Source organism: Iodobacter fluviatilis, from assembly GCF_004194535.1.
Classification (GTDB): domain Bacteria; phylum Pseudomonadota; class Gammaproteobacteria; order Burkholderiales; family Chitinibacteraceae; genus Iodobacter; species Iodobacter fluviatilis_A.
Genome location: NZ_CP025781.1, coordinates 2,544,651 through 2,557,231, shown reverse-complemented (window position 1 = coordinate 2,557,231; position 12,581 = coordinate 2,544,651). Strand labels below are relative to the sequence as shown.

The 12,581-nt window shown below is 46.7% G+C and carries 11 protein-coding genes; 5 read left to right on the top strand and 6 right to left on the bottom strand.

Annotated features, from left to right (window positions below; genetic code table 11):
• Positions 1-34 precede the first annotated feature (34 nt).
• Complete coding sequence (locus C1H71_RS11420; RefSeq protein ID WP_130106656.1) at positions 35-2,080, top strand: M3 family metallopeptidase; 2,046 nt, start codon at positions 35-37, stop codon at positions 2,078-2,080.
• A 248-nt stretch (positions 2,081-2,328) separates the two neighbouring features.
• Here the strand turns inward: C1H71_RS11420 and C1H71_RS11415 are convergent, their stop codons facing one another.
• Positions 2,329-3,303 carry a GGDEF domain-containing protein gene (locus C1H71_RS11415; RefSeq protein WP_130106655.1) on the bottom strand — a complete coding sequence of 325 codons (975 nt, stop codon included), beginning with the start codon at positions 3,301-3,303 and terminating at the stop codon, positions 2,329-2,331.
• Positions 3,304-3,407: 104 nt separating this feature from the next.
• Between C1H71_RS11415 and mpl the strand changes: the two genes are divergently transcribed.
• Complete coding sequence (gene mpl / locus C1H71_RS11410; RefSeq protein ID WP_130106654.1) at positions 3,408-4,772, top strand: UDP-N-acetylmuramate:L-alanyl-gamma-D-glutamyl-meso-diaminopimelate ligase; 1,365 nt, start codon at positions 3,408-3,410, stop codon at positions 4,770-4,772.
• A gap of 216 nt (positions 4,773-4,988) precedes the next feature.
• On the top strand, positions 4,989-5,840 hold the full coding sequence (locus C1H71_RS11405; protein ID WP_130106653.1) for a PIG-L deacetylase family protein: 852 nt from the start codon (positions 4,989-4,991) through the stop codon (positions 5,838-5,840).
• A gap of 33 nt (positions 5,841-5,873) precedes the next feature.
• Here C1H71_RS11405 and C1H71_RS11400 read toward each other — a convergent pair whose 3' ends face one another.
• The 5 genes from C1H71_RS11400 to C1H71_RS11380 all read right to left on the bottom strand — a co-directional run bounded on the left by C1H71_RS11400 (position 5,874) and on the right by C1H71_RS11380 (position 10,786).
• The gene (locus C1H71_RS11400; protein WP_130106652.1) at positions 5,874-6,932 is read right to left on the bottom strand and encodes a glycoside hydrolase family 18 protein; all 1,059 of its coding nucleotides are present in this window, start codon (positions 6,930-6,932) and stop codon (positions 5,874-5,876) included.
• Positions 6,933-7,129: 197 nt separating this feature from the next.
• Positions 7,130-7,480, bottom strand: coding sequence for a RidA family protein (locus C1H71_RS11395; RefSeq protein WP_130106651.1), 351 nt, complete (start codon positions 7,478-7,480; stop codon positions 7,130-7,132).
• A 242-nt stretch (positions 7,481-7,722) separates the two neighbouring features.
• The gene (locus C1H71_RS11390; RefSeq protein ID WP_130106650.1) at positions 7,723-8,910 is read right to left on the bottom strand and encodes a DesA family fatty acid desaturase; all 1,188 of its coding nucleotides are present in this window, start codon (positions 8,908-8,910) and stop codon (positions 7,723-7,725) included.
• Between the two features lie 71 nt (positions 8,911-8,981).
• Positions 8,982-10,295 (bottom strand): mechanosensitive ion channel domain-containing protein, encoded by a 1,314-nt coding sequence (locus tag C1H71_RS11385; protein WP_130106649.1) that lies wholly within the window; start codon positions 10,293-10,295, stop codon positions 8,982-8,984.
• Positions 10,295-10,786 carry an adenylyltransferase/cytidyltransferase family protein gene (locus C1H71_RS11380; protein WP_130106648.1) on the bottom strand — a complete coding sequence of 164 codons (492 nt, stop codon included), beginning with the start codon at positions 10,784-10,786 and terminating at the stop codon, positions 10,295-10,297. The genes C1H71_RS11385 and C1H71_RS11380 overlap by 1 nt, the downstream gene beginning before the upstream one ends.
• A gap of 214 nt (positions 10,787-11,000) precedes the next feature.
• Here C1H71_RS11380 and C1H71_RS11375 point away from each other — a divergent pair, with 214 nt between their 5' ends.
• On the top strand, positions 11,001-11,732 hold the full coding sequence (locus tag C1H71_RS11375; protein ID WP_130106647.1) for a competence/damage-inducible protein A: 732 nt from the start codon (positions 11,001-11,003) through the stop codon (positions 11,730-11,732).
• A gap of 269 nt (positions 11,733-12,001) precedes the next feature.
• Positions 12,002-12,523: an FxDxF family PEP-CTERM protein gene (locus tag C1H71_RS11370; protein WP_188053216.1), complete on the top strand. Its 522-nt coding sequence runs from the start codon at positions 12,002-12,004 to the stop codon at positions 12,521-12,523.
• Positions 12,524-12,581: the final 58 nt, after the last annotated feature.

Here is a 12,581-nt window from a genome sequence, read left to right as displayed (position 1 = left end):
GAATAATTATCCCCACCGGACTAGGCCTCTATCAATGAGTATCTCAAGCAATCCACTATTACAAAATTGGCAAACGCCTTATGGCCTGCCACCATTCGATCAAATTTTGCCAGAGCATTTTACCCCTGCTTTTGCTAGCGCCATGGCACAACATCATGCAGAGCTAAATGCCATTGCAGCGCAAACCAGCCTACCTAATTTTGCCAATAGCGTGGCGAGCTTCGATGCAGCAGGCGCTTTGCTAAGACGTGTGAGTAATGTTTTTTATAATCTGACTTCATCAGAAACGAGCGACGAGCTACAAGCCATAGAGCTGGTATTAGCCCCAGAGTTAGCGGCCCACGATAATGCGGTTTACCAAAACACCGCGCTATTTGTACGCTTGGATGCGCTTTACCAGCAGCGCCATGAGCTAGATTTATCCACAGAACAAATGCGTTTATTAGAACGTATTCATTTAAATTTTATTAGAAATGGGGCCCAATTAGAGGGTGAAGCGCGCCAGCGTTTTGCCAGCATCGTGGCAGAGCTAGCCAACCTTTGTACGCAGTTTGCACAAAACGTACAAAATGATGAAGCTGAGTATCGCTTAGCCTTAAGCGATGAAAACGATTTTGCTGGCCTGCCCGTATCCATCATTAATTCCGCCAAGCAAGCTGCGGCAGATCGCGGCATTGATGGCCATGTAATTACCCTAAGCCGCTCATCTGTCGTACCTTTTCTGACTTACTCTAGCCGTAGAGATTTACGTGAGCTTGCCCATACCGCATGGAAAGCCCGTGGTGAGCACACGGGTAAAACCGACAATCGCCCCATCGCACCGCGTATTTTAGCCTTGCGACAAGAGCAAGCACAGCTATTGGGCTACACTCATTTTGCCGATTATGCGCTGAGTGATCGGATGGCAGGCACGCCACAAGCCGCCCTAGAGCTACTGCAAAAAGTATGGGCGCCCGCACTAGCCCGCGTTAAAGATGAGCAAGCCGATTTGCAAACCCTTGCTGCCCAGTTGGGTGAGCCACTGGATATTCAGCCTTGGGATTGGTTTTATCTGGCAGAAATGCAGCGCAGCGCACGCTTTGATTTAGACGATGCTGAAATCAAGCCGTATTTTGCGCTTGAGAATATGCTAGCTGCCGCCTTTGATTGTGCTGGCCGTTTGTTTGGCCTCAGCTTTACCGAGCGCTTTGACCTGCCGCTGTATCATCCAGATGCTCGCCTCTGGGAAGTAAGCCGCAATGAAGAAGTGATTGGGCTGTTTATTGGCGACAATTTCTCCCGTACCAGCAAGCAAGGTGGGGCATGGATGAATGAATTCCGCCCACAAAGCCGTAGCAATGGCGAGCGCATCCTACCGATTGTAATCAACAATAATAACTTCTCTAAAGCCCCAGCTGGTCAGGCTACCCTGCTGTCTTTTGACGATGTGCGCACCTTATTCCATGAATTTGGCCACGGTCTGCATGGTTTGCTATCCAATGTTGAATTTGAAGCCTTGGCAGGGCCCAATGTTGCACGGGATTATGTAGAACTGCCATCGCAGCTATTCGAAAACTGGGCCGAGCAAGATGAGGTGCTCAAAAAACACGCACTGCACATTGATACGGGCGCGGCGATTCCTGATGCACTCTTGGCTAAAATCCAAAATGCCCGCTTCTTTAATAAGGGCTTTGAAACTGTGCGCTACCTAGGCTCTGCTCTCTTGGATTTACAAATCCATATGGATTTAAGCCATGGGCTACACGATATCAGCCGCTTTGAAAGCGAAGCATTAAGCGCTTTAGGCCTACCCAAAGCCGTTGGCATTAATCATCGTCTGCCACATTTTGGGCACATTTTTGCCAGCGATGGCTACGCGGCAGGCTACTACGTGTATATGTGGGCAGAGGTTTTAGAAGCAGATGCTTTTGATGCCTTTATCGAAACCGGCGATGCTTTTGATACCGCCACTGCCGAGCGGCTCTATCGCAATATTTATAGCGTTGGTAATTCAATCGATCCGGCCAGCGGCTTTCTGGCTTTCCGTGGCCGCAGCGCAAAGGTGCAACCCTTGCTTCGTAAACGAGGCTTCAGTGATTAAGTACCTATTTTTAATCATCTGCGGCGGTCGCCTTGTCATTAAGTCCTCCTGACAATACGTCTACCCGCAGATTTAAATACCGTACTAAAACAAACAAAATACAATCTATAAAGTTACCCACAACACACCGAAAACTCCAAAACGCTGCTGGAATATGCAGATTTAGCACTCTATGTATCCATAGCATAATGGGCGTAATCGAGTTTCGATATTTTCTTTATAAACAAGCTGATTTACGGAGCCTAGTACTACTCCGCCATTTCAATCAAGCCACGGCCATTGCGCTTTGCAATATATAAAGCCTCATCCGCTCTTAACACCAAGGCACGGCCATTTTCATCGCTGCGTAATGCTGCAATACCCGTTGAAAAAGTAATTTCTAAACGCTGCTGTTTATACATAAATGGATTGCGGCGGCACATTTGCTGCAAGCGCTCTAATACATAACGCGCCCCATTCATATCTGTTTCTACTAATAAAATTAAAAACTCTTCGCCACCGTAGCGCACTAAAATATCGGTATCTCTTAATACTGATTTGGCCAAGCCCGCGATATGAATTAATACATTATCGCCAACGCCGTGCCCAAAGCGATCATTAACCAATTTAAAATCGTCTAAATCAAATAACGCAGCTGACAATTGATGATTATGCCGCTGCGCTAACTTTGCTTCACGCACCAATCGATTATCAAAACCTTGACGATTCATCGCCCCAGTTAAGGCATCTTGCTCTAATATCTGCCGGTTAACAGCTAAATCTTGTTCAATATTGCTTATTGAATCACGGATCGACTGCAAATCAACGCTAGATGCCGATACCGATGAGTGCAATTCTGAAGTCGAGTTAATAATGCTATTGAGTAAGGACTCTAACTTGAAGTGTGTATCATCAGTACTGGCGCCCAGCTCCAAATGAGCACGGCGCGTATCTTGCAACTGCCCCAAGCTAGCCGACATCGCTTCACCTCCACCGGCCAAGGTACACAGCAATTGCTCGGCTGAATCGCCCATTTCGCCTAAAATATCTTCAACTTTATACAGTAGCTGCCAAGCTTGTAAGGTTTCAAACGAAGTTTTTGCGTTTGGGGATTTAATCGTAGCAATCGCATTGTAAAATTTGGTGTAATTTTCTGGGGTGGGAGGCAAGCCTCTTTCTGAAAGCTTTTTAAGTGCAATCCGTGCAACTTCTACCGGAATGACGGACTCTGATGCATTAGACATAGACAGGCAAGGCCATTACACAATAATTTGGAAAAATGATTGTACGCAATCACGAGCGATGAATCTATGACAACACCTTTAATTCCCTAGGAATTTCAATCACTATGCACATTCATATCCTTGGCATTTGCGGTACTTTTATGGGTGGTATTGCCGCATTGGCGCGTACTAGCGGTCATAAAGTGACCGGCTGCGATGCAAATGTTTACCCACCAATGTCCAATCAATTAGAAGCGCTGGGTATTGAGCTAATCGAGGGCTGGGGCTTAGAGCAGCTTGATTTAGGCGCAGATCTTTACGTAGTAGGCAATGTGGTGACGCGCGGCAATCCCTTGATGGAAGCCATCCTTAACCGTGGCCTACCTTACACCTCGGGGCCACAGTGGCTTGGTGACAATCTCTTGCGCGATAAATGGGTGTTGGCTGTTGCCGGCACGCATGGCAAAACCAGTACCAGCTCCATGCTGGCTTGGATTTTAGAATACGCGGGCTTAGCGCCTGGCTTCTTGATTGGCGGCATCCCCGAAAACTTCGGCATTTCTGCACGAGTGCCTGGGGTTCCCAAGCAAGATGCGGCCTCCACCTCACCTTTTTTTGTGCTTGAGGCCGATGAATACGACACCGCTTTCTTTGATAAGCGCAGCAAATTTGTGCATTACCGCCCACGCACCGCGGTACTGAATAATCTTGAATTTGATCACGCCGATATTTTTACTGATTTAGCCGCGATTGAAACCCAATTCCATCATTTGGTTCGCACCGTACCAGGCCTTGGGCGCTTACTGATCAATGGTAAAGAAGCCAGCCTAAAGCGAGTGTTAGATAAAGGCTGCTGGAGCGAAGTAGAGTACTTTGGCGGCGCCTCGGGCTGGCGAGTTGGGCAATGTTTTGACGATGGCTTTGAAGTTAAATTAGGCGAGCAGTTATTGGGCGAGCTGCACTGGGATCTGATCGGTGAGCACAACCAAATGAACGCACTGGCCGCCATTGCCGCCGCACGTCATGTTGGCGTTAGCCCCGAAGTGGCGATCGCTGCACTTGCAGAATTTAAAAACGTGAAGCGCCGAATGGAAATCAAGGGCAATAGCAAAGGTATCACCGTTTACGACGACTTTGCTCACCACCCTACTGCCATTGCCACCACCGTAGCAGGCTTGCGTCAAAAAGTTGGCAACGCCCGTATTTTGGCCGTGCTAGAACCACGCTCTAACACCATGAAGCTGGGTAGCATGAAAGAAGCGCTACCTGGCAGCTTAAGCGATGCCGATCTCATCTTTTGCTACGGTGCCAACTTAGGCTGGAGCTGCCAAGACGCACTCGCCTCTCTTGGCGCACGCGCGCAAAGCTTTGATGACTTAGATCAACTGATTGAAGCCATTCGCAAAATAGCCAAGGATGGCGACCACATTCTCGTGATGAGTAATGGTGGCTTTGGCGGTGCACACGGCAAAATATTGGCCGTACTTTAATTGGGGCGTTGAAAGACGGAAGAGTTCCTAGGGTGGTAAGCCAGCCGGCACAAACACACTGTAAATCGCTTTGCGAAATCACAAGCTCGCCACCTTTAGTGCCCCTATTCCACTTACAAAAGTTTATACTTACTAAGTATTTTTACTTACAATTAAAAACCAGTACGCAGGCACGGCATACCGCGCCCCCTACATCATAAGATTGGAGAAGACTGCATGAGCAATCCCTATATCGAGCTGGTTAAGGCCCACGATGCCCAATTACAGAAACTAGATGCACCGCTGTTTAGTGCATTAGATGGCCTAACGATCGCGGCAAAAAACACCTCTGGCCCCGTGGCAATGGTGTTTGCTCCACACCCAGACGATGAATGTATTATTGGTGCGCTCCCCCTGCGTTTAGCTCGTGAAGACGGCTATTGCGTGGTTAATGTTGCCGTTACGCTTGGCTCTAATCTACCCCGCCAGCCAGAACGTTTAGCCGAGCTTGATCGTGCCTGTCAGGTGCTTGGTTTTGAATTACAAGAAACCATCCCTGGTGGCTTGATGGCAGTAAACCCCCAAACACGCGACAGTGCCCCAGTCGCATGGGCCGAAAAAGTAGCCGTCATCGCCGCGCTAATTAAGCAATACCAACCAACAGTGTGCGTCGTACCAAACGATAATGACGGCCACGCCGTGCATATCGGCACGCATTACCTCTTGCTGGATGCCTTGGCTCAACTCGGCCACGCCTGCTGGGTTGTGCAATCTGAATTCTGGCGCGCAATGGCCACACCGAATGCGCTGATTGAAACGAATACCACTGACACCGCCGATCTAATCGCCGCACTGGCCTGCCACGTGGGTGAAGTACAGCGTAACCCCTACCATCTGCGCTTAACATCTTGGATGGCCGACAATGTACGCCGTGGAGCCGAAGTAGTAGGTGGCGCAGGCGTCGCCGCCCCTACCTTCTCGTTTGGAACTATTTATCGTATTGATCGTTTTGATGGCAAGGCATTGCAAGATTCTGGGCAGAAATACATTCTTTCTGCTGGGGATAATATCGGTAGCATCTTTAAATAGTGCCTGTTGGAGCGGTGGGCACAGGTGCCCACCCTACATATATTGCAGCCCTTCCCACAGCGCATCCATCAACACCCCATCTCTGTCTTCTGAGTATTCCCAAAAAAATGCCCCAGCCAAGCCCTGTTGCTTCACAAAAGCCATTTTGTGAGCAATAGAAGCTTCATCTTCATAGCTCACAAATCGATCGCCAGCCATGAGCCACGGCGCTTTTGCATCATCATCCCAGTGTTTTACTGCACCAGCAGGAAGCAGCTCGTGGACGATTTTGCCATAGCTGGCCGCGCCATTACTGTTTTCGATGCCAACCGCTCCCAAAGCGGGGGCAAGCAGGCTGCGACCATAAAAGGCGCAACCCAAAACTAATTTATTTGCGGGTAAGCCATTAGCGGTAAATAGCGCCACTGACTTAGCACAGCTATCGCCTTCAGGATCAAGCGGGGTATTAAAGAGATTGCTATGGTGGCCCGCTCGCTTGGCCCAACCATTATAAAAATCGTAAGTCATAAGATTAACGAAATCGCATAGCTCGGCCACTGCCGGCATATCTACGCCATCTAAGTAGTATTGGCCTGCTCCGGCGGCAATACTTAGTAAATAGGCTTCTGAGCGTGATTCACGCTTAGCAAGGGCATTTAATTGCCTGCGGATTTCAGCCAACATCAGCGTGAAATTCGCCTTATCCTCGGCACGGGATTTAATCCCCGCCATATTATTACTTGGATATTCCCAATCTAAATCAATACCATCAAAGCCATGCAATTGCATAAACTGAATAGCTGATTTGGCAAAATGCTCTCGCGATTTGGGCGTCAACGCCGCATCAGAGAAGCCATCCGCCTCCCAGCCTCCAATCGAAATCAGTAATTTAAGGTGAGGATGGCGCGAGCGTAAGCCGCGCAAATGGGCAATTCCTTCAACCGCCCGAGGCTGGCTTTGCTCAAGCGTTTGCTCCGTAAACAGCACAACATCGCCATCATGGATATTGGCGAAGGCATAACAAATATGCGTGAGCCTTGCTGCATCACGCTCTAAGGGCAAGCCTGACCAATCCGCCCTGCCCGCGATATAGCCCAATAGAATATGCTTCATTTACCCTTTTCCTCATCGAGCAGCCTGTCGAACTCAGCCGACCATCGCAAAAAATAGCCGGTTCGAGACAGATTTCATGCATTTTTAAAACGAAGAGCAAGCTCTTAAACGAAAAAATGCGTGGAGCATGGACCACTCCGGCATTTTTGCAGTCAGTGCTAAGTCCGACAAGCTGCTAGGCACGGCATGCCCCGGCATTAAAGCGCGGCAACTACCGACATTTCTACTTTATAACGTGGATTAGCCAAACGAGCTTCCACTGTGGCACGGCAAGGGGTATGGCCGACAGGCACCCATTCTGACCAAGCAAGATTCATTGCGTCGTAATCCGCCATATCAGCTAGATAAATCGTTACCGAAAGGATTTTTTGTTTATCTGAGCCAATTTCACCCAGTAATTTATCAATAAAGCCCAATACTTCAACCGTTTGGCTTTTTGCATCGGCCTCTAAATTTTCCGCAATTTGCCCTGCTAAATAAACAGTATTGTTATGCACCACAATTTCAGATAAACGCGGGCCGACGTGATAACGTTGAATTGAAGACATTTAAAACTCCTGAGTTAAATAACATTAAAAATAATCCCACAATGCGCCGAGATTGCCAAATCTTAAACGACTCACCAAAGACCAAACCTAAAACCCAAAGGGAAACATAAACAAAGAAGGTTTTCTTTATGAAACTTCGTCCCCTCTACATCTCAAAATTGGAGGTTTATACTGGAGCGGGATGCCAGCGACAGTGTACTAATAACAAAAAAGGCGAACCTTCGTTCGCCCTTTTTATATCATCAAACCATGGTACGCAGTCGGAAAGAAAAGTCTTGCAGTGCGGCAATACCGCTGGCCTCGGCACGATTGCACCAATCTTGCAGCAGCTTCACCAGCTCGGGGCGAGATAGTGTGGAACGCTCCCAAAGCCGTGTTAACTCTTGACGCATTTGGTAGATTTGCTCTAGCACGGTGCTTTCTGCCAGCACCTTGGCTAGAATTTGCTGATCGCGCACTGGCGTGTCCTTAGCATCCTGCTTAAGCCATATTTTCATTTGGCGCACCGGATCAAAATCGATTTGTGGCAGCTTGGCATTGCTGCGCATCCGCTCCACTTCAACCCCTACCGTCCCTTTTAATGTGCGTGCGTAATTGGCGGCAATTGCATAACGATTAGCAATAATCGCCTGCAAAGAGGCTTCATCCAATTCACGCTTAGCAGCATCGGCTAAGGTCATTTTAGGCGCAATTTTACGCACCTTGGCCATACCCAGCGTTTCAATAATACGGATATACATCCAGCCAATATCAAACTCAAACCACTTATACGATAGCTTGGCCGAAGTACCAAAAGTGTGATGGTTATTATGCAGCTCTTCGCCACCAATAATAATTCCCCAAGGTACAATATTGGTTGAAGCATCTTCGCATTCAAAATTGCGATAGCCCCAATAATGGCCCACGCCATTGATGATGCCAGCGGCAGTCAACGGAATCCAGATCATTTGAATGGCCCAAATCCAGATGCCATTCGCCCCAAACAAGCACAGATCAATCAACAACATAAGCACAGGGCCCAAGGTATTGTGCTTGCTATAGAGATTACGCTCTAGCCAATCATCCGGCGTGCCGTGGCCATACTTTTGCATCGTTTCTGTATTGGCAGCTTCAGCCCGGTACAGCTCGTAGCCTTCCCATAGCACCTTTTTAATACCGTAAATCTGCGGGCTGTGTGGGTCTTCATCCGTTTCGCACTTGGCATGATGTTTACGATGAATAGAAGCCCATTCTTTAGTGATCTGCCCTGTGGTGAGCCACAGCCAGAAACGAAAGAAATGACTAGGGATTGCGTGTAAATCTAAAGCGCGGTGAGCCTGATGGCGGTGTAAAAAAATTGTTACCGAGGCAATGGTGATATGGGTTAACACCAGTGTCAGCACGATATAGCCCCACCAAGGCAGCTCAATTAGGCCGTTTAGCCAAGTCATCTCATTTCTCCAGCACGGCTATAAGCCTGTGTTATTTTCTGTAAGGGTGGATTCTACGCAAGACTTAACAATCAGGCGGCATCAATCGGCGGCTGCATTACCGCTGGATTAAGTAGCGTGACTTCTCGACGTGGATATGGAATTTCAATTTTATGCTCTTGAAATAATCGCCATATCTTTAGATTTAGACTAGATCGCAAAGAAAGCTGGCCATTTTCAGGATCGGCCAGCCAAAAGCCTAAAATTAAATTAATACCGCTATCTGCAAAGGCGGAAACAAATGCCCCCGGAGCTGGCTCAGTCAGAATACGGGCCTCGCCTTCCGTCACCGAACGCAGTAATCCTAAAACAAAATCTAGATCCGTACCGTATGCCACTTGAATCGGTAGCGAGGTCCAAATCGATTTGTCGTTATACGATTGATTCACCACGGTAGAGGTAATTAAGGTGTCATTTGGCACCAAAGCCTCAGTGCCATCGGCTGATTTCAAAACCACATAGCGTGCCGTAATACTGCTGATGGTACCTAGGCGATTATCAATCTGTACTAAATCGCCAATTTTGATCGAGCGATCTAGCAAAATAATAAAACCAGATAAATAATTTGATGCAATTTTTTGTAGGCCAAAACCCAAACCCACCCCCACTGCACCACCAAAAACCGACAATACAGTGAGATCAATTCCTACTAGTGGCAGAGCAATTACAATCGCAAAAATCAACAGCAGGATGCTAGATATTTTGGATAAAACTACTCGAACATTCATATCCATCATTTGGCTGGACATCAAACGCCGCTCTAGCTCGCGCCCAATCCACATGGCAATCAGCAAAGTAGCCGCAACCGAAAACAACCCCTGACTAATGGTTAAAACAGAGATATGCGCTTTACCAATCGGTAAACTAATTTCATCTAATACTTCGGCCACTTCTGGCAAAATACCTAGCACATGCAAGGCATAAATAACCCAAATTAAACCTGCAATATATTTTTCCCAGCGCATAACCCACGCTGCGCCATCAAACACACGGCGAATCACGTAAACCAGAATACGAATATTGGCCATTGCCAATAATAAGACACTAGCCAGCGCAATTAATTTAAGCGGATGCGCATACCATACCTTGAGCAATGCGCCAGATAACATCACCAATAAATAGGCATTTAAAGGGAAAAGCGCGCGTAATAAGCCCTCCCCGCCCAGCCTCCAATGCCAGCTATTTTGATCAGGATTAACTCTATTTTTTACCGTGCGATTCACCCACCACGATACCCCCAGCGCTAATACAATTAGGCCAATTTGCGCAAAAAATATAGGATTTAAATAGCCCTGATCACTCAGGTCATTAATAAAATCAATTAATAAATTATTACGTGTGCTCATCAGTTTTGGCGTATCCGCTTAATGGTTTCGGTGGTGGAAGTTGCAAATAAAAAGGGGATGGAATGCACGTTGCCCCCCCAAGCGAGCACCTGCTGGCTCCCCACAATTTGCTCCGGCGCCCAATCGCCGCCCTTCACTAACACATCAGGGCGCACCGCTAAGATCAGCTCAAGCGGGGTATCGGTATCAAACCAAGTCACTATGCTAACGCATTCTAAAGCAGCTAACACAGCAGCACGCTGCAATGTTGAATTGATCGGGCGATCATCCCCCTTACCTAGCCTTTTGACTGAGGCATCGGTATTAATGGCCACCATCAAGCCCGCCCCTAAGGCGCGAGCCTGAGCCAAACAGGTAACATGACCGCGATGCAAAATATCAAAACAGCCGTTGGTAAAGACTAGAGGCCTTGGCAGGCAGGCAAGCCGAGCCACTAATTGCTCGGGTGGGCAAATTTTTTGCTCGAATAATGGTGAAGGATAATGATGCATATTAAGTATGGGTTCCGAAAGGATTGATCATAAACAAGCGCGGCATATGAACAAAGTAATATTTTGTAGTAAACCCTCTAATATTGGGCATCTAAGCCGCATAATTAAATGTACAGTTCAAACAAATACCAAAATACGCCCCATAAATACCCAGTATGCATACACAAACATAGATACCCCTTAAATATCTCTTATTTTTTTAGGAAAAAACACCATGGCAACATTTCATCTTTTTATTATTGGTGACGAAATTCTTGCTGGCCGCCGTCAAGATAAACACTTTGCGCATATGCTGGAAACACTTAAAACTAGAGGGCATAAAATTGCTGCTGCTTATTACTTGCCAGACAATAAAGAAGTCTTGGCAGAGGCCTTTCAGCGGAGCCTAAGTGCTGGCCATCAAGTGATTTCATGTGGCGGAATTGGCGCAACACCCGATGATCATACGCGCCAAGCCTTTGCCCAAGCATTAAGGCTGCCACTGAGCTTGCATCCAGAAGCCGCAGAGCTGATTACCCACCGTTTTGCAGAAGCTGCTTACCCTTATCGAATTCAAATGGCTTATTTTCCTGAAGGCAGCCAGCTTATCCCCAATCCGGTTAACCAAGTACCTGGCTGTTTTTTAAAAACACATTATTTACTACCCGGCTTTCCTAGCATGGCATGGCCGATGTTAGATTGGATCCTTGATCAGCATTACATCGATACCAGCCCAGAAACAACACTCTCTTTCATTATGATCAACGCACGAGAAGGTGAATTGATTGGCAAGATGCAAAACTTTACCCAGCGATATCCTCATGTTGCCTTTAGCAGCCTACCCTCTTATGGCAACGCCCAACATCAAGAACCACATATCGAATTTAGTATTACCGCAGAAGCCGTATTAGCTGCAGAAGCAATTGCTTATTTAAAAGAATGCCTGAATAACACAGAAAATATTTAAAACAACAAAACCACTTTGAATGCTTTTAATTAATTTAAAAACTCAATACAACTATATAATTATTTACTAACATCACAATCAGTATCATTTAACAATCATTCAAACTATAACTTACAAAAAAAACGATAAACTGTTGAAAAAATACAAAAAATTAATAAAAAAACAACCTTATTTAACCTAAACAAAAAAACCAATGGGTATAATCAAAAAGCTTTAAACCGTACCATTTTAGCAAACAATAAATGACAAATATTAAACAGGGGTTTTTAATGAAACTACTTAAAACGTTAGTTGCAACTTCATTTTTCCTCGCCGCTGGTTTATCTCAAGCGGCAATCACTTCTATTCCTTCAGTTCCATTTAGCTTTAATGCTGACGGCGATGGTGCGGCTACTTTTCAAGTGAAAGGTGCCGTTTCTAAAATGTTTTCTTTTGATTTAACTGAAGCAACACTTTTAACTAGCTGGTGGTCAGTTCGCCCAACAGCAGTTAGCGACTCAACAATCAACAATCTGAGCGCCGTGCTGACATCGGTAAACAACCCTATCACTACATTTTCCTTGGGGTCTTACACCAATTTGTCTGGCACTAAAGAAATCATCACCCCAATTATGTCTTTTGTATTAGCCGCAGGTTCATACACTGTTAGCTTTCATGGCCTAGCGACTTCTGGCTACAAAGGCACAGGGACTCTGACAGTAAACGCAGTGCCAGTTCCAGAACCAGAAACCTATGCTCTGATGGGTTTGGGCTTGGTTGCCCTACTAGCACGTCGTCGTAAAGCGGCTTAATCGTTTTTAAGCCATAAAAAACGCCCCGAAATCACTTCGGGGCGTTTTTCATCCCGCC

Coding starts and splice junctions, on each gene's coding strand:
- C1H71_RS11375 (WP_130106647.1), top strand. CDS start 11,001: ATGGCAACATTTCATCTTTTTATTATTGGTGACGAAATTCTTGCTGGC.
- C1H71_RS11405 (WP_130106653.1), top strand. CDS start 4,989: ATGAGCAATCCCTATATCGAGCTGGTTAAGGCCCACGATGCCCAATTA.
- C1H71_RS11385 (WP_130106649.1), bottom strand. CDS start 10,295: ATGAGCACACGTAATAATTTATTAATTGATTTTATTAATGACCTGAGT.
- C1H71_RS11390 (WP_130106650.1), bottom strand. CDS start 8,910: ATGACTTGGCTAAACGGCCTAATTGAGCTGCCTTGGTGGGGCTATATC.
- C1H71_RS11370 (WP_188053216.1), top strand. CDS start 12,002: ATGAAACTACTTAAAACGTTAGTTGCAACTTCATTTTTCCTCGCCGCT.
- C1H71_RS11415 (WP_130106655.1), bottom strand. CDS start 3,303: ATGTCTAATGCATCAGAGTCCGTCATTCCGGTAGAAGTTGCACGGATT.
- C1H71_RS11395 (WP_130106651.1), bottom strand. CDS start 7,480: ATGTCTTCAATTCAACGTTATCACGTCGGCCCGCGTTTATCTGAAATT.
- C1H71_RS11420 (WP_130106656.1), top strand. CDS start 35: ATGAGTATCTCAAGCAATCCACTATTACAAAATTGGCAAACGCCTTAT.
- mpl (WP_130106654.1), top strand. CDS start 3,408: ATGCACATTCATATCCTTGGCATTTGCGGTACTTTTATGGGTGGTATT.
- C1H71_RS11400 (WP_130106652.1), bottom strand. CDS start 6,932: ATGAAGCATATTCTATTGGGCTATATCGCGGGCAGGGCGGATTGGTCA.
- C1H71_RS11380 (WP_130106648.1), bottom strand. CDS start 10,786: ATGCATCATTATCCTTCACCATTATTCGAGCAAAAAATTTGCCCACCC.